Raw genomic sequence first — 15,730 nt, 5'->3', positions numbered from 1 at the left:
AGTGACACCAAACACTCAGCTCTGTGCGTATCCTTCGATGTATTTGTCGTTGACTTCCCACTCGCCGTCGCCGTTTCGGATCATGTACTCGCCGTAGTACGGAACGCGATTCGCGACGACCTCTCGGAACGCCTCGCGGATCTTGGGTTTGGTCATCTCGCCCATCGGTTTGAGGTCGTCGTTCCGGTTGAGACAGCCCTTCAGGTAGCCCTCGTGGGTGACCCGAACCCGGTGGCAGTTCGCACAGAATGTCGGGTTCTCGACGGGGTCGACGATTTCGACCATGCCGCGGCCACTGCTGTTCTCGTCTCCATCATCACCCTCGCTGTCGACGCCGTCGTCGCTCTCGATCCAGTACCGTTTCCGGTCGTGCATCTCTCGGTGCTCGATTTCGGCGGCCTGCTCGGCCAGCCAGTCGTGAACGCGCTGGATATCGATGTTCCACTCCGGCCGACCCGTCAGCTCGGGCATGTACTCGATCAACTGGAGTTGCAGCCCCTCGTTCTCGGCGACGTGGTCGACCATCTCCGGCACGTAGCCCGCCGTGTGCTCGAAAACGACCATGTTGAGCTTGACCGGATCCAGTCCCGCCTCGAGTGCAGCGTCGACGCCCTCGAGTACCTTGTCGTACGCGCCGCTTTTCGTGACGGCGGCGAAGTCCTCGGGGTCGAGTGCGTCCTGGGAGACGTTGACCCGGTCGAGGCCGGCGTCGACCAGTTCCTCGGCACGGCCGGGGAGAAACGTGCCGTTCGTCGTCAGCGAGACTTCCATCTGTTCGGGGGTGCGTTCGATGATCTCCGTCAGGTCCTGGCGAAGCATTGGCTCGCCACCAGTGAACTTGACGGCGTCGACGTCGAACTCGGCAGCCACCTCGAGAAACCGGACGACGTCGTCGGTTTCCATCTCGTCGTCCTGTGGATCCATCGGTCCGCGAGTGTCGCCGAGGCCCTCGTTGTGACAGTAGACGCAGTCAAAGTTACACCGATCGGTGAGCGAGACGCGAACCCCGGTCACCTCGCGCCCGAACTCGTCGGTGAGCATACCATCCCGTTTCGGTCGAAACCGCTTAAGCGCGCCGGGTATTTCTGCTCGACGTAACCCATTTCAGTTACGTATTGTCCAGGCAGTAGACGGAATCGGTGACAAAATCGAGCGCGGGTCGATACTGCCGACAGAAGAACTACACCGACGAGCAGCGTACGCCGCCTATGGACGATGCGATGCTCTCCGACCAGCGCGAACTCGTCGAACAAATCGAAGCCGCCGGCTGGGACGTGACCGATCTCGAACTCTCAGCCTACGACAGCCCGTGGTCCGACGAGGACGCTCCCGAGGCCACGGTGACGATCACCGCCCGAAAACCCTACGAGAGCGATGGAGCGGACAGCAGCGATGAAAGCGAGGACGAAACGGACGACAATCCGTTCCGCCTCAAGTGAACGTGGCGCAGTTGCAATTGCAGTTGTAGTTACAGTCGCAGTCGCAGCCCTACCGAGACGAGAACGCCCGACAGCGACCGCTATCCCTTGATGTTACAGACCGGGAACGTCCGCGCAACCTTGTCGCCGATACCCAACTCGTCCGAGACACGGACGACCTCGTCGACGTCCTTGTAGACGCCCGGCGCTTCCTCGGCCACCGTCGCACCCGACTGTGCCTTCACGTAAATCTGCTCCTGCTCCTCGAGTTCGTCCTGTACGTCGCCGCCCCAGAACTCGTTTTTCGCCTGGGTACGACTCATCAGCCGCCCCGCGCCGTGGGCGGTGGAGCCGAACGTGAGGTCCATAGAGTTCTCGCCGCCGCGGAGAACGTAGTTGCCCGCGCCCATGCTGCCGGGGATGATGACCGGCTGGCCGACGTCGCGATATGCTTTCGGGACCTCGGGGTGGCCAGCGGGGAACGCGCGCGTTGCACCCTTGCGGTGGACGTAGAGTTCGCGCTCTTCTCCATCGACTTCGTGCATCTCCTTCTTCGCAATGTTGTGTGCCACGTCGTACAGCAGATCCATCTCCATCGACTCCCACGAGCGGTCGAAGACGCGCTCGAACACCTGCCGCGTGCGGTGCATAATCAGCTGACGGTTGACCCACGCGAAGTTGATCGCCGCGTTCATCGCACCGTAGTAGTCCTCGGCGAGCTGTGAGCCCGCGGGCGCTGCAGCCAGTTCCTTGTCCGGCAACTGGTCCAGCAGGCCCTGATGCTGTTGCTCGATCTTACGAAGGTAGTCGTTACACGTCTGGTGGCCCAGCCCGCGCGAGCCACAGTGGATCAGGACGACGATCTGGTCTTCCTCGAGTCCGAACGCCTCGCCGACTTCGGGGTCAAAGATGTCCGTCACGCGCTGGACTTCGAGGAAGTGATTTCCGGAGCCAAGCGAACCGATCTGGTTCTTCCCGCGATCCTTGGCCTTCTGGCTCACTTTCTCCGGCTTGGCACCCTCACGCATCCCCTCGTCCTCGCAGTGCAGGAGATCGTCCTCGACTGCGTGGCCGTTCTCGAGTGCCCAGTCGACGCCACGGGCGAGGATCTCGTCGACGGTGTCGACGCCGGCTTCGACGACGCCGCCACCACCCAGACCTGACGGAATGTTTGCAAATAGTGAGTCGACGAGTTCCGCTTCTTGACCCTTGAGTTCGTCGTACGTCAGATTTGTGCGCATCATCCGGACGCCGCAATTGATATCATAGCCGACAGCTCCCGGCGAGATGCAGCCGTTCTCGGCGTCCAGCGCGCCGACCCCGCCAACGGGGAAGCCGTAGCCCTGGTGGCCGTCGGGCATACAGATCGCGTTGGTGGTAATCCCCGGCAGGTGGGTCGTGTTTGTGATCTGTTCGAGTGTCTTGTCTTCCTTGATTTCCTCCAGCAGAGCCTCGCTGGCAAGCACTCGCGCGGGAACACGCATGTCCCCCTCCTGTGGTATCTCCCAGACGTACTCACGCACTTGCTCGAGCGTGATGCCGTCGGCGTCGAACGTGTCGTTGCTCATACCCGAAACTCCGACCCCGACGATGAAAGATGTTCGTCTCTCCAGTCGACTACCCACGGGCACTTTCGTTCGGACGACCTCGCAGCCGTCAGCCACGAGCCTGTGTTGCCTCGGTCGGCGTTGCATCCGCCGTCTCGGCGTCAGTGTCGGCTTCGAGCCGCTCGAGTCGACTGTCGAGCGCGTACGGCCCGCCACCAGTGATGAGCAGCACAGAGGCCATCCCGAACAGCGCGACGTGGGCGAGCACCGGATCGTCCGGCAGCGCAAACAGCGTCAGCGAGAACATTGCAAGCGCAGCAGCAGCGCTCGCACGCGTGAAAAAGCCCAGAATGATCGCGATTCCGAGCCCCGCTTCGGCCAGCCCAGCACCCATCACCCACAGCTCCGGACTGGCCGGAATAACGGCCGTGAGGTCGTACCGGTCCACGACCGCGAGCGCGAGTCCCGGCTGAAGGAGTTTCTGGGTCACACCCAGATAGATGAACGTCGCTCCAAGCCCGACCCGGACGACCGCCGGCAGGTACCGCTCGTAGGGATCGATCCGCGCCTGAAACCCCCGTGCGCGTTCGTGTACCGGATCGAGTCGTCTGTAGACCGTCCCCGGCGAGCCGGCAACCCGCTGAAGGACGTGATCCGCGCTCGGCTGCCCGCTCCCGAGCAACGCAATGGCCGCCAGTCCGCCAACGAACTCGAGTTGCAACAGGAGCGTTGGCCAGATCACCACGCCGACGACGCGAGTCGCGAGGCCGACGAGTGCGACGACGCGAGTCGCGAGGCCGAAGAGGAGGAGAAATCCGAGCGCGATCTGGAGGAGTCGGAGGTCGAACTCGAGTGCGGGTGAGATGAAGTAGCCGCTGAAGCCGGCGCCGATAAGTGGAATTCCGAGCGAGATGCGCAAGAGCCAGGGAACGTACTCGATGTACTCCCGCATGGCGAATCGAAATGCTGCGAGGTCTCGCTGGAAGGGGCGGACGAGGAGGTAACCGCCGACCAGAAGTGCGACGGCGAGCGCGCCGGCGACGAGCGGTCCGATGACGTGCGGATCGGAAAGTGCTTCTGAGAAGAACTCGCCGAGAGCGACGTCTTCCTCGTCGTCGACGACGTACTCCTCGTGTGCGCTGACGCGGCTGGGTGCCAGAATGAGGAGGGAGAGGACGAATACGCTTGCGAGGCGTATCCGGCGACGGCGACGGCGACGGCGACGGCGATGGCGATGCCGGTGGCAATGGCGATGCCCCATTGTCAGTATCCACGCCACCCACAGGGAAATATACGTATACGAGGCCGCAATGAGCCAGCGAACCGGGAGGTGTACCGTTAGACGTCGAAGACGACGTACGCTTCCCACTGCTCGTCGACCGTCTCGAGTCGCATCTCGGAGTAGGTGACCGCCTTTACTTCGCGAGCGTCGATTTCGGCGAGCGGGACGCCGCGGGTAGTTGCGGTGAGCGACCACTGTTGTGTGGCGGGGTTTGCCGATTCGTCGGCGTCGGCGTCGGTGTCGGTGTCTGCGTCTGCGTCTGCGTCGACTTCGTCAATCGTCTCGACGTGGTGGTCAACCGGCAGTTCAGCGCGCACGTCTCGAAGGTAGATCAGTTCGTCGAGATAGTCGAACAGCAATGCCTCTCGATTCTCGGCAGTGACCGATAGCGAGAATCGCTCACCGATATCGTCCGGAATATCATCGCAGGAGGCCGCTGCGAGGCCGTCTGCAAGCGACGCGAATACGTCCGCGAGCGACTCGCCCGTCGCCTCGACCCCGATATCGGCGGTGTGGTCCCGAAGTTCGAATCCCATAGTCGTCTCTTGGACACCATACCACGACCGCCGTCGTATGCCCGTCGCTTTCACTCGACGTCTGTCTGATCGGACACGATTGTCAGCAGACTGTGTATATCCCATCGGCAGCCCCGTTGCCGGTGGAATTATATTGGCGACGATGTAAGGCAGTGGTAGTGAGCGTCAACATCGACAGGCGCGTCGTTACGCCAGGGAACGACGAGTTCGTCGAGCAGGCCTGGCAGCTCAAAGAGGAGATCAATCGCGAAGAGGACGTCCTCAAGCAACGACGCGACTTCTTCACCGACGCCTATCGCCGATCGACGGTCCACTGTTACGTGCTAGACGGCGACCTCATCGGCTTCGCTGCGGTTCGACGCGACGGCTACATTCTCTTTCTCGCAGTCTCTCCAGAGTTCCGCGGTGAAGGGATTGGCAAACGGCTCGTCGCTCGCGTCGCCGACGACCACCAGACGATTACCTGTCACGCGCGCACGAGCAACGAGAACGCGCTGCAGTTTTACGAACATCTGGGCTTCGAGATCAAGCGCCGGATCGACAACTACTACGAGGACGGCGGCGACGCCTACTACCTGAAACTCGGCTCCGGCGACGGAATCACAGACCGGCTCTCGGATCTGATGCGCCGCTAGTCCGCCCAGTGTCGCCCAGCGTTGATCAGTGTCGCCAGTGTCACCCAGTGCCGCCAGTGCCGATCAGTGTCGATCAGCGCCGGTCGCCCAGCCGGACAGTCCAAGACAATACAATTATACCCGCGCCACGACGAGTAGCGCAAGCGCATGGAGGAGCGAACGAGGGCCTATCTTCGGGGGAGATTTCGGGATTACTACCGACGGACGGAGCTAACACCACCGCCCGCCGCGAACGAGCGCGAGTGGGGATTCATCCCCTGGACTGAGGGGCCTGGCACGACGATGGTCCGCCACCGGTCACTGCTCGAGCTTGGCGACCTCTCGGAGTTTCTCGTCCGCAAGCGCCCGCGACACGTCTACTTCTCCGCGGGCCGCTTTCGGGATCCGAGCGCGAGTTCGATGAAGGCAAAAGACTGGCAATCCGCCGACCTCGTCTTCGACCTCGACGCGGACCACCTGCCGGACGTCACGCTTGGCGAAGACTCCTACGCCGAGATGCTCGCCACGTGTAAGGAGGCCCTCTTCCGACTGCTCGACTTCCTCGAGAACGACTTCGGCTTCGAGGAGCTCGAAATCGTCTTCTCGGGCGGACGGGGCTACCACGTTCACGTCCGCGACGACAACGTTCGCCACCTCGACAGAGAACACCGCCGCGAAATCGTCGACTACGTCCGCGGCATCGGCCTCGACTTCGACAACCTGATCGAAACCGAAACCGTCGCCGGACTCGGCCGAAAGACGCCGACCGAGCGCCGCACCCTCCGCATCGAAGGCGGCTGGGGGAAACGAACCCACGACCACTTCATGACCTTCGTCGACGACCTGCTCGCACTCGAGGACGAGGCCGCACTCGAGCGCCTCCAGGAGTTCGACGGCATCGGCGAGGGGAAAGCGACGGCGACCCTGAACGCCGCACGGAACAACCGCGAACAGCTCGAGGCGGGGAACGTCACGGTCCACACCGCGGTCGCCCAGCTCGCAGAGCGATTCGCGTCGACGGCCGTCGAGAAGGACAACGCCCCCATCGACGAACCGGTGACGACGGACACGAACCGGCTGATCCGCCTGCCGGGAACCCTCCACGGCGGCAGCGGACTGAAGACGGTCCGCCTCGAGCGCGACGAACTCGAGGGCTTCGACCCGCTGGTCGATGCCGTCCCCGAGACGTTCGAGGGACAGGAAATCGCGGTCGACGTGACCGACGGTGGCGAGGTCGAACTCGGAGGAGATAGCTTTACGGTCTCGGAGGGTGACCAGTCATTACCAGAGTACGTTGCCGTCTTTCTGATGGCACGCGGGCGCGCTGAGAAGGAGAAAGAATGAATCTGAACGAACTCCGCTCGGTCCAGAGCAAGGAGCGAAAGAAGGACAGCCTCCAGAATCTTCGCCCCTCGTTCTACCAGGAGGTCGGCGAGTACATCGCCGAACTCGAGGACGAGCGAGAACGCGTGGCCGACCGCGTAGACGACCCCTTCTCCTCGCCCGAAGTGGGGCGGTTGACGGACGAAATCGAGACCGCCAAGGACGTCGTCGAGGCGATTTACGAGCGCCGGATGGGCAAACTCGTCAAGCAGGCGAGTCTCGCCGCTGCGGGGATGGCGGCCAACGATGACGGGTTGACCGCCGAGGAGGCGGATCTGTTCGACGACCTCGTCGAGCGCATCAGTTCGAACAAGAGCCGCGTGCTCGATGTGCTCGAGGGTGTCGATGACGGTGCGGACGAGCGATCGAGGATCGACACCTCGTCAGACGATCCCACCTCCGACTCGCTGGCAGCGTCCGCTGCCGACCAGAATCCACGTTCCGATTCCAGGGAACAGGCCGGCGACGAAATATCACCGCACGAAACGGATCCTGCGCCGGAGCCACCGTCACCCGAACCAGGGGCTGCGGCCGAACCCGAACCCGAACCCGAACCCGAACCGCCGACACCACCGGCAGAATCGCCGGCCGAGACGGCTGAGTCGGATGGAATGGCGGCTGGCACGACAGAGACAGACACCGTCTCTCCTGCAGACGTGATGGGCGGCGCAGACTCGTTGGGCAACGCAGATTCGCTCGGCGATGCCGACGCCCCGTCCGCAGGTGCGCCCGCAGACCCACCCGAACCGCCAGCCGACTCGAGTACCCCGCCGGCTCCCGGCCCGGAAGCGACTGACGAGGGAGGCGATGCCGAGACGGGCGCTCCCGACTCCGACCGGAACACTGAGACACTCGCCGTCGACCGCGTCACCGTCAAAATCACCGAAGACGTCGGCAATATCCTCGGCGTCGACGACCGCGAATACACCCTTGCCAGCGACGACGTCGTAACGCTGCCCGAGGCCAACGCAACACCGCTCGTCGAGCGCGAAGCGGCGGAGCAACTCGAGTAGCAGTCGGGCTGGTATTTGTGAGTCGACAGAGTGATTTTTGCGAGCGTCTGCTGTGAGCAGCGCACGTTGCGAACGCTCAACCCGCCGCGCTCTCGGAACCACAACACCTACCACCGCAGTCACGAACTCACTCCCATGCTCGACGTTGGCGACGATGCACCCGCGTTCGAACTGTCGAATCAACACGGTGAAGCCGTCCGATTAGCCGATTTCGACGGCCAACGGCTCGTGATCTACTTCTACCCACGGGCGAACACAGAGGGCTGTACCACCGAAGCCTGCCAGTTCGACGACGCGCTGGCGGCGTTCGAGGATGCCAACACGGCAGTCGTCGGGATCAGCGACGACCCGGTGTCGGACCTCGACTCCTTTGCGGACGAGTATGACCTCTCGTTCGACCTGCTCTCGGACGAAGACGGCACGGTCGCGACGCAGTACGACTCTTACGGCGAAAAACAGATGTTCGGTAACACCTTCGACGGCGTCTTCCGCAACACGTACGTCGTCGGCCCGGACGGAACCATCGAGACCGTCTACGAGAACGTCAGCCCGGACGGGCACGCCGAGCGTGTACTCGAGTCACTCGAGGGCGAGGAGTCGACCTGACACGTCGTCTCCTGGACCGATAGTCGGTGGTCAAAATCCAGCCAGAGCCTTATCGACGCTGAGAGCCGAACGCTCAGCATGAGCGTCATGGGTGAGTTCACGATTGACTCTGGGGACTTTGCGTTGCACGAGACGCTGTCGGCTGCGCCGGAGATGGTGGTCGAGGTCGAACGACTCGTCGCGACGAGTGAAGATCGGCTCATGCCGTACTTCTGGGTGACCGGCAAGGACCACGCGGCGTTCGAGGAAGCGTTCGAAAGGGATCCGTCGATAACAAACGCGACGCGGGTGAGTGAGTTCGACGACACCGTCCTCTACAGGGCCGAATGGACGGAAAACATCGAGGCGATTATTTACGCGTACGTCGGAATCGGTGCGACGATCCTCGAGGCGACGGGAACCGGCGAGCACTGGAATCTGAAGATGCGCTTCGACGACGAGGAGACGGTTTCGGACTTCCACGAGTTCTGTCGCGAGCGCGGCGTCGACTTCGAACTCGACCGACTCTACGAACAGTCCCAGCCGATGGCGAGTTCGCAGTACGGACTCACACCGACGCAGCGAGAGACCCTCGTGACAGCCTACGAGGAGGGATTCTTCGACGTGCCACAGCAGATCACGATGACCGAACTCGCTGCGTCACTCGGAATTACCCAGCAGGCACTCTCGAAACGCTTACACCACGCACACAAGAACCTCATCGGCCACGTACTGACGGTGGGACAGGTCGGCGAGGACCGAGGACGACGAGACTGACACACCCTGACAGATAAGTGGCTGATATATACAACCAAGTCGCTCTTTTTGACAGGTCGAGTATCAGCCATTGTCATGGGCGAGAAACGAGCCAATCACGTGGACGCCGATCAGGTCTTCGGAGCACTCGCAGACCAGCGGTTTCGAGACGTGCTCCGGTGTCTCGACGAGCGCGAGACGCCGATCGAACTCGCCGAACTCGCCGACGCCGTCGCCAGCCGAACGCACGACGAGCCTGTCGCGGCACTTCCAGACCGCACCGTCGAACGGACGTACATCGCGCTCTACCACGCCCATGTCCCGAGATTGGCGGCCTCTGGACTCGTTAGCTACAACCAGTGCCAGGAACTGGTCGACACAACTGAACCGTTCGAACCGATCGTCAAGTCGGTACTCGAGGAGACCTCATCGAAACTCGAGTAGGCAGAGTATGGGTTGTGAAGCAGTTGTGACTGTGGCCATGGCAGTCCTTACCGCTGTCACTTCACGTTCGACTGGATAACCCACTGCAAAAGCGACTCATCAACCGTCAAAACAGACGGTGTCGACGTCCAAAAAGCGGAACGAGAGAATCAAACCGCAGGCAACGCGCCTACTGGAACGTCCGACCGAGCTGGTCCTGTTCCTGGGCCGGCTCTGCCTGCTGGAACTGCTGTTCGATCTCCTCGTAGCGCTCGCGCGTCTCCGGGGTCACGCTTGGCTGGACCTCCTCGAGTGCGTGCTCGAAGTGCTCCTTGCCGATGCGGACGTTGCCGATCGTATCGTCGATATCGTCCGGGTCGACCGAGTTGATGAACTCGCGGCTGGCTGCCATCGACGCCTCGCGACAGACCGCTTCGATGTCGGCACCGACGTAGCCCTCCGTCTCTTCGGCGAGCCACTCGAGTTCGATTGCATCGGCCAGTGGCTTGTCGCGGGTGTGAACCTCGAAGATGCGCTCGCGGGCCGCTTCGTCCGGCACTGGGACGTGGACGTGACGGTCGAGGCGGCCGGGACGGAGCAGAGCCGAGTCGATCAGGTCCGGGCGGTTGGTCGTCGCGATGACGACGACGTCCTCGAGTTCCTCGAGGCCGTCGAGTTCGGTCAGCAGCTGGGAGACGACGCGTTCGCCGACGCCGGAGTCACCCTGGCGCTGGCCGCGTTCGCCCGCGATGGAGTCGATTTCGTCGAAGAAGATCACGGTCGGAGCGTTCGACCGGGCCTTCTCGAAGATTTCGCGGACGCCCTTCTCGGACTCGCCGACGTACTTGTTCAGCAGTTCGGGGCCCTTGATCGAGATGAAGTTCGACTGGGCCTCGTTGGCGACGGCCTTGGCGAGTAGCGTCTTGCCGGTACCGGGTGGGCCGTACATCAGCACACCCTTCGCGGCCTGCATGTCCATCTGCTCGAAGACCTCGGGGTAGTCGAGCGGCCACTGGATCGTCTCACGCAGGCGTTCTTTGGTGTCGCCGAGTCCGCCGACGTCGTTCCAGGTGACGTCCGGGACTTCGACGAAGACTTCGCGCATCGCCGAGGGCTGGATTCCCTTGAGTGCCTCCTTGAAGTCGCCCTCCGTGACCTGCAGGGTCTCTAAGACCTCGGCGTCGATCTCCTCAGACTCCAGGTCGAGGTCGGGGCGGATGCGACGCAGGGCGTTCATTGCGCCCTCGCGGGCGAGCGATTCGAGGTCGGCACCGACGAAGCCGTGGGTATTCTCGGCGTAGCGGTCAAGGTCGATGTCGTCCACCAGGGGCATGCCGCGGGTGTGGACCTGCAGGATCTCCTTGCGGCCATCTTTGTCGGGGACGCCAATCTCGATCTCGCGGTCGAAGCGACCGCCGCGGCGGAGTGCGGGGTCGATGTCGTCGATTCGATTGGTTGCGGCGATGACGGTGACGCGACCGCGCTCCTCCAGGCCGTCCATCAGCGAGAGCAGTTGAGCGACCACGCGTCGCTCGACGTCGCCGCCGGCTTCCTCGCGCTTGGCGGCGATGGAGTCGAGTTCGTCGATGAAGACGATGGCGGGTGCGTTCTCCTCTGCTTCTTCGAAGACCTCGCGGAGTTGCTCTTCGGACTCGCCGTAGTACTTCGACATGATCTCCGGCCCGGAGATCGTCTGGAAGTCGGCGTCGATTTCGTTGGCGACTGCTTTCGCCATCAGCGTCTTGCCGGTGCCGGGCGGGCCGTGCAGCAGGACGCCCTTCGGTGGCTCGATCCCAAGCTGCTGGAACAGCTCTGGGTGGCGCATCGGCAGTTCGATCATCTCACGAACCTGATCAAGCTCGTTGTCCAGGCCACCGATGTCCTCGTAGGTGACGTTCGGGACGCCTTCAGCGCTCGGTTCGCCGCCGGCACCGACCTGTTCGGCCGGCGTCTCGGAGATGTTGATGTCGGTCGAGTCAGTGATGACGACCGTTCCCGACGGCGAGGTGCTCGCAATCTTCAGGGGGACCGACTGGCCGGAACTGGCCATCGGTCCGAACGAAAGCGAGAATGGGACTGTCTGACCCTCAGTGACGGCCTGTCCGGACAGCTTGTCTCGGACGAGTGGGCCGATATCGCCCCGAATACGAAGGTTCTGCGGGAGTGCAACGGTAACCGAGGTGGCGGGGTTGACGTCTGCGGGTTCGACCGAGACCCGGTCGTCAATCCCGACGTCTGCCTCCTGTCGGAGGCGACCGTCGATGCGAATAATACCCCGACCTTCGTCCTCGGGATAGCCCGGCCAGACACGAGCGACGGCCTGGCTGTCGTCGCTTCCCTCGATCAGGATGTAATCCCCGTTTTCGAGATCCAGTTCGCGCATCGACACGCGGTCGATGGCGGCCAGTCCGCGGCCTGCGTCCTTCTGTTTGAGTGGTTTGACAGTAAGCTTCATCGGTCGCCCTCCACTTCGATAGTGAGCACCCCGTTTTTGATAAACGTATGCGCGTCGTCTGCATCCTCGGGTAGCTCGATTTCGTACTGCGTCCCGTCGAGAACGGCCAGAACCGTCCCGTCGACGACGTCGACTGCGCTATCAGCGATGGCAGCGCCGAAGTCGACGACGAAGACGAGCTGGTCGTCGTACTCGTACCGACGGGCAACCTGCTCTTCGTCGTTGGTGAATTGCTCGAGAGTCATTCGTTACTAACCCAACGTAATCGCCACTACTATAAATATCTTTTCCCAGTTAATCCGGGTACGGGGTGCCGATACGTTGAAAGACCGTTGTTCGTAGTTCACATTGGTTCCACTGTGATCGAAGTCGTATATAGGCTCGGTCAACACGGATTCGACCGGGAGTCGGTGACTTTTCCCGAGTCGCGCCCCCACCAGCGGATATGCTCGACGACGAGACGCCGGTTCTCGACAACCACCTGCACCTCGATCCGGACGCCCACCGCGGAATCGACGCCGTTCGTGACTTCGCTCGCGTCGGTGGCACGCACCTGCTCGTGGTGAACAAGCCCTCCTGGCATCTGGGCGTCGAGGCCGATACTGGTGAGGACTTTCGCCCAGTCTTCGAGCGGACCATCGAAATCGTCGCCGACGCGTCCGCTGAACTGCCAGGCCGCGCCTGGCCCGTTCTTGGTGTGCATCCGGGGCTCATCTCGCGACTCGTCGATGATCGCGGCTACAGCCCTGACGAGGCGCGCGAGATCATGCAGGGCGGGATCGACGTCGCCGCCGAGTTCGTCGAACGCGGCGAGGCGCTCGCGCTCAAATCCGGTCGGCCCCACTACGACGTCGCCGAGGCCGTCTGGGAGGCCTCGAACGCCGTCATGTGCCGCGCCTTCGAACACGGCGGCGACCTCGACTGTGCGGTTCAGCTCCACACCGAAGCGAGCGAAGATCTGACCGCGGTCGCCGAGTGGGCTGAAGACCGCGGCTTGCCCGCACACAAAGTCGTCAAACACTACGCCGCGGGCCGACTCGAAGGTCCAACACCCAGCGTCATGAGCGACAAGGACCGTCTCGAACGCGCGGCCGAACGCGCCGTCGAACAGAACGCGCCGTTCCTGATGGAAACCGACTACGTTGACGACCCCGGCCGGCCAGGAGCCGTCCTCGGACCGAAAACAGTCCCCCGTCGCGTTCGATGGCTACTCGAGAACGGTCGTGACGACGCGGTCCGGACGGCCCACGTTGAAACCCCCGAGCTCGTCTACGGAATCGACACCGAAGGCACGCTCGAGGGCGCTACCGGCCAGTAAGGCCGTTTCTGGTTCTGTCGTGGCGGCGTACAAGTAGAGAAAGGCATTTCAAGCGGCCGGTGTAGGTGTCTGTATGAGCAATCCCCCGACCGAGTACTACTCGGAGGAACGATGGCAGAACTGGATCGATCGCATCAAAGACGAAGAGATCGATCCCGAAGACGAATCGTCGGCCCGTCTCCTGCTGAACCTACAGGACGACACGGCGATCGCCATCGCAAAGATCGTTGCCGCCTACGACGACGGGGACCTGGACGACGAGGCCGCACTCGAGGAGATCGCAGACGTGCGCGAGATCGTCCTCGGTGAGGTCGACATCGAAGACGAGGAGAAGCTGATCCTGGTCGATGGTGTCCAGACGAGCCTCGTCTGCGTCTTCTTCGCTGCGGAGGAGTACATCGCACACGGACCTGCCGAGGACGGGACTGTTGGCGACTACCTCAGTGCTGCAGCCGACGCGGAAGCCGAGGAGGACCTAGACGCTGCACTCGGCTACGCCGCGCAGGCAGGGACACTCATCGTCGACGACGCGGAACTCGACATGACCGTGGCGGAAGATCTGGAGTACGGGCTGGTCACGGAGTGGATCAACGGCCTCGACAGCCTCCAGAGTGCGATGAGCGATCCGGAAGTCGTCGAAGAAGACGAATAGCGATCCGAGAGCCGACGATCGGACCGTGTTTTAAGCCACACAGCTTTCGAACGGATACTGGCGAGTGTGAGTGGTCTGAGTATAGTATGAGAAGTGTGTAAAGTATGTGTAATATGCGTAGTGTGGGTATGTGCAGTGTGAGAAATATGTAATGTGAGAAGGGTGTACTGTGAGAAGCACGAGAACAATGGGAGTAGTGTGATCGAGAAGCACGCTGAAACCCTCAGAACGGCGTCAGAACTTGCGCCGAAAGTACGTCAGTTGTCGAAACATCGAACGACAATACCATATAGGTCGCTGCATAGTATTCCAGTATGACAGCAGTCGGTATCGATGCCATCGAGATCTGGACCGGGAACCTCAAACTCGACCTTCCCGGGACGTTCGCGCCGCAGAAGGGCGAAGACCCCGAAAAGTACACGAAAGGGCTCGGCCTCAACGCGAGTTCGTTCCCCGACAGTTACGAGGACATCGTCACCATGGGCGCAAACGCGGCCCACCGCCTGATGGAGCGCAAGGGCCTCGAACCCGACGATATCGGCCGTATCGACGTCGCAACCGAGAGCTCGTTCGACAACTCGAAGCCAGTTTCGACGTACGTCGCTGGCTGCCTCGAATCAGTCTACGACGGCGACTTCCACCACGCGAACAAGGGCGAGCGCAAGTTCGCCTGCATCGCCGGCACGCAGAGTCTGGACGACGCGTTCAACTGGATCCGTGCGGGTCGCAACCGCGGCCGCGGCGCGCTCGTCATCGCCACTGACACCGCACTCTACGCCCGCGGCGACGCCGGCGAGGCAACCCAGGGCGCGGGTGCCGTCGCGATGTACATCGACGAAGACCCCGACCTGATCGAACTCTCCGCCGAACAGGGCTACGGCTCGGCCGACGAAACCGACTTCCTCAAACCGAATCAGCAGTTCCCCTCGGTCGACGGCAAGCGCTCCGTGCAGGTCTACCTCGCACGCATGCGTGAAGCTCTGGAGGACTACGAGAGCGTCGCGGGCGACGTCCATCCCGACGATTTCGTGTTCGCGCCGTTCCACACGCCGTTCCCAGGTATGGTGCGCAAGGCAGCGATGCTCGCGTATCGCCACGTTACGCGTGATACGGCGGTCGAAGAGGAACTCGCCGAAGAGATCGGTCGACAGCCCCGTAGAGAGGCGTTCGACGACGAAGAGGCGTTCCGCGATGCCGTTCGCGAGTACATGGACGCGCTCAAGGAGACCGACCGGTACCAGGAGTGGTACGCCGAGACGATCGATCCCACACTGGCGCTCTCGCGTGAGGTCGGCAACTGGTACACTGGTTCGGTTCACATCGCCCGCGCAAGCGCGCTGAAGCAGGCCCTCGAGTCCGGTCGCGATCTGACGGGCGAGACGCTACTGATCGGCTCCTACGGGAGCGGTGCGCAGGCCGAGATTCACTCAGAAATCGTCCAAGACGGCTGGGAGGAAGAAATCGAGGCGCTGAACGTCGACGAGCAACTCGAGGCGCGCTACGATATGGACTGGGCGGATTACGAGCAGATCCACGACGCGCACAACCACGAGATGGACATCGACGTCGAGGAGTTCACGACGCCCGAAGACGAGTTCGTCTTCGACGGCTGGGGTCGGATGGGCGAGCGGAAATACCGCTACGTCGAGTAAGGAACTGTTGTTTTTCGTTGTGGTATTTCGCGGTTTGTCGCTGATCAGCGCGGGACACACAAATTGTGCATTGCACTCGAGTTGTGCCGTCAGTTG

At 62.3% G+C, this 15,730-nt stretch carries 16 protein-coding genes; 10 read left to right on the top strand and 6 right to left on the bottom strand.

Features of this window, described 5'->3' with window-relative positions; translation table 11 throughout:
- Positions 1-15: 15 nt before the first annotated feature.
- Positions 16-1,041: a GTP 3',8-cyclase MoaA gene (gene moaA / locus NMAG_RS01920; RefSeq protein WP_004213949.1), complete on the bottom strand. Its 1,026-nt coding sequence runs from the start codon at positions 1,039-1,041 to the stop codon at positions 16-18.
- A 167-nt stretch (positions 1,042-1,208) separates the two neighbouring features.
- Between moaA and NMAG_RS01915 the strand changes: the two genes are divergently transcribed.
- Positions 1,209-1,439, top strand: a complete 231-nt coding sequence (locus NMAG_RS01915) for a hypothetical protein (protein WP_004213948.1) — start codon at positions 1,209-1,211, stop codon at positions 1,437-1,439.
- 80 nt (positions 1,440-1,519) lie between these two features.
- On the opposite strand, the gene NMAG_RS01910 is transcribed toward NMAG_RS01915, so the two are convergent.
- The 3 genes from NMAG_RS01910 to NMAG_RS01900 all read right to left on the bottom strand — a co-directional run bounded on the left by NMAG_RS01910 (position 1,520) and on the right by NMAG_RS01900 (position 4,783).
- A complete protein-coding gene (locus tag NMAG_RS01910; RefSeq protein ID WP_012996357.1) occupies positions 1,520-2,986 on the bottom strand; it encodes an RtcB family protein in 1,467 nt (488 codons plus the stop codon).
- Between the two features lie 88 nt (positions 2,987-3,074).
- Positions 3,075-4,226, bottom strand: coding sequence for a DoxX family protein (locus NMAG_RS01905; protein WP_004213945.1), 1,152 nt, complete (start codon positions 4,224-4,226; stop codon positions 3,075-3,077).
- 77 nt (positions 4,227-4,303) lie between these two features.
- Positions 4,304-4,783 (bottom strand): archease, encoded by a 480-nt coding sequence (locus NMAG_RS01900; protein ID WP_004213944.1) that lies wholly within the window; start codon positions 4,781-4,783, stop codon positions 4,304-4,306.
- Positions 4,784-4,941: 158 nt separating this feature from the next.
- Between NMAG_RS01900 and NMAG_RS01895 the strand changes: the two genes are divergently transcribed.
- From NMAG_RS01895 to NMAG_RS01870, 6 genes are all read left to right on the top strand, one after another.
- Positions 4,942-5,418, top strand: coding sequence for a GNAT family N-acetyltransferase (locus NMAG_RS01895; RefSeq protein WP_004213943.1), 477 nt, complete (start codon positions 4,942-4,944; stop codon positions 5,416-5,418).
- A gap of 147 nt (positions 5,419-5,565) precedes the next feature.
- Positions 5,566-6,741: a DNA primase small subunit PriS gene (priS, locus tag NMAG_RS01890; RefSeq protein WP_004213942.1), complete on the top strand. Its 1,176-nt coding sequence runs from the start codon at positions 5,566-5,568 to the stop codon at positions 6,739-6,741.
- Positions 6,738-7,793, top strand: coding sequence for a DNA replication complex subunit Gins51 (locus NMAG_RS01885; RefSeq protein ID WP_004213941.1), 1,056 nt, complete (start codon positions 6,738-6,740; stop codon positions 7,791-7,793). The genes priS and NMAG_RS01885 overlap by 4 nt, the downstream gene beginning before the upstream one ends.
- Before the next feature lie 135 nt (positions 7,794-7,928).
- Positions 7,929-8,399 carry a thioredoxin-dependent thiol peroxidase gene (gene bcp, locus NMAG_RS01880; protein WP_012996356.1) on the top strand — a complete coding sequence of 157 codons (471 nt, stop codon included), beginning with the start codon at positions 7,929-7,931 and terminating at the stop codon, positions 8,397-8,399.
- 78 nt (positions 8,400-8,477) lie between these two features.
- A complete protein-coding gene (locus NMAG_RS01875) occupies positions 8,478-9,155 on the top strand; it encodes a helix-turn-helix domain-containing protein (RefSeq protein WP_004213939.1) in 678 nt (225 codons plus the stop codon).
- Positions 9,156-9,230: 75 nt separating this feature from the next.
- Positions 9,231-9,578: a DUF7344 domain-containing protein gene (locus NMAG_RS01870; protein WP_004213937.1), complete on the top strand. Its 348-nt coding sequence runs from the start codon at positions 9,231-9,233 to the stop codon at positions 9,576-9,578.
- Between the two features lie 169 nt (positions 9,579-9,747).
- Here NMAG_RS01870 and NMAG_RS01865 read toward each other — a convergent pair whose 3' ends face one another.
- Together NMAG_RS01865 and NMAG_RS01860 are read right to left on the bottom strand one after the other, a co-directional pair.
- On the bottom strand, positions 9,748-12,012 hold the full coding sequence (locus NMAG_RS01865; RefSeq protein ID WP_004213935.1) for a CDC48 family AAA ATPase: 2,265 nt from the start codon (positions 12,010-12,012) through the stop codon (positions 9,748-9,750).
- Complete coding sequence (locus NMAG_RS01860; RefSeq protein WP_004213933.1) at positions 12,009-12,257, bottom strand: DUF7127 family protein; 249 nt, start codon at positions 12,255-12,257, stop codon at positions 12,009-12,011. Before NMAG_RS01860 ends, NMAG_RS01865 begins: the two co-directional genes overlap by 4 nt.
- Before the next feature lie 200 nt (positions 12,258-12,457).
- On the opposite strand from NMAG_RS01860, the gene NMAG_RS01855 reads away from it, so the two are divergent.
- The 3 genes from NMAG_RS01855 (at position 12,458) to hmgB (ending at position 15,634) form a co-directional block, all read left to right on the top strand.
- Positions 12,458-13,330: a TatD family hydrolase gene (locus tag NMAG_RS01855; protein WP_004213931.1), complete on the top strand. Its 873-nt coding sequence runs from the start codon at positions 12,458-12,460 to the stop codon at positions 13,328-13,330.
- A 73-nt stretch (positions 13,331-13,403) separates the two neighbouring features.
- Positions 13,404-13,982, top strand: coding sequence for a DUF2150 family protein (locus tag NMAG_RS01850; RefSeq protein ID WP_004213930.1), 579 nt, complete (start codon positions 13,404-13,406; stop codon positions 13,980-13,982).
- 314 nt (positions 13,983-14,296) lie between these two features.
- Positions 14,297-15,634, top strand: a complete 1,338-nt coding sequence (hmgB, locus tag NMAG_RS01845) for a hydroxymethylglutaryl-CoA synthase (RefSeq protein WP_004213928.1) — start codon at positions 14,297-14,299, stop codon at positions 15,632-15,634.
- Positions 15,635-15,730 lie beyond the last annotated feature (96 nt).

Source organism: Natrialba magadii ATCC 43099, assembly GCF_000025625.1.
GTDB classification, from domain to species: domain Archaea; phylum Halobacteriota; class Halobacteria; order Halobacteriales; family Natrialbaceae; genus Natrialba; species Natrialba magadii.
This window is presented reverse-complemented; position numbering and strand designations above follow the sequence as displayed.

Bases quoted from the DNA above. Each gene is read 5' to 3' on its own strand.
- NMAG_RS01885 (WP_004213941.1), top strand. From the start codon at position 6,738: ATGAATCTGAACGAACTCCGCTCGGTCCAGAGCAAGGAGCGAAAGAAG.
- NMAG_RS01910 (WP_012996357.1), bottom strand. From the start codon at position 2,986: ATGAGCAACGACACGTTCGACGCCGACGGCATCACGCTCGAGCAAGTG.
- NMAG_RS01850 (WP_004213930.1), top strand. From the start codon at position 13,404: ATGAGCAATCCCCCGACCGAGTACTACTCGGAGGAACGATGGCAGAAC.
- hmgB (WP_004213928.1), top strand. From the start codon at position 14,297: ATGACAGCAGTCGGTATCGATGCCATCGAGATCTGGACCGGGAACCTC.
- NMAG_RS01860 (WP_004213933.1), bottom strand. From the start codon at position 12,257: ATGACTCTCGAGCAATTCACCAACGACGAAGAGCAGGTTGCCCGTCGG.
- NMAG_RS01865 (WP_004213935.1), bottom strand. From the start codon at position 12,012: ATGAAGCTTACTGTCAAACCACTCAAACAGAAGGACGCAGGCCGCGGA.
- NMAG_RS01855 (WP_004213931.1), top strand. From the start codon at position 12,458: ATGCTCGACGACGAGACGCCGGTTCTCGACAACCACCTGCACCTCGAT.
- NMAG_RS01900 (WP_004213944.1), bottom strand. From the start codon at position 4,783: ATGGGATTCGAACTTCGGGACCACACCGCCGATATCGGGGTCGAGGCG.
- priS (WP_004213942.1), top strand. From the start codon at position 5,566: ATGGAGGAGCGAACGAGGGCCTATCTTCGGGGGAGATTTCGGGATTAC.
- bcp (WP_012996356.1), top strand. From the start codon at position 7,929: ATGCTCGACGTTGGCGACGATGCACCCGCGTTCGAACTGTCGAATCAA.
- NMAG_RS01875 (WP_004213939.1), top strand. From the start codon at position 8,478: ATGAGCGTCATGGGTGAGTTCACGATTGACTCTGGGGACTTTGCGTTG.
- NMAG_RS01905 (WP_004213945.1), bottom strand. From the start codon at position 4,226: ATGGGGCATCGCCATTGCCACCGGCATCGCCATCGCCGTCGCCGTCGC.
- NMAG_RS01870 (WP_004213937.1), top strand. From the start codon at position 9,231: ATGGGCGAGAAACGAGCCAATCACGTGGACGCCGATCAGGTCTTCGGA.
- moaA (WP_004213949.1), bottom strand. From the start codon at position 1,041: ATGCTCACCGACGAGTTCGGGCGCGAGGTGACCGGGGTTCGCGTCTCG.
- NMAG_RS01915 (WP_004213948.1), top strand. From the start codon at position 1,209: ATGGACGATGCGATGCTCTCCGACCAGCGCGAACTCGTCGAACAAATC.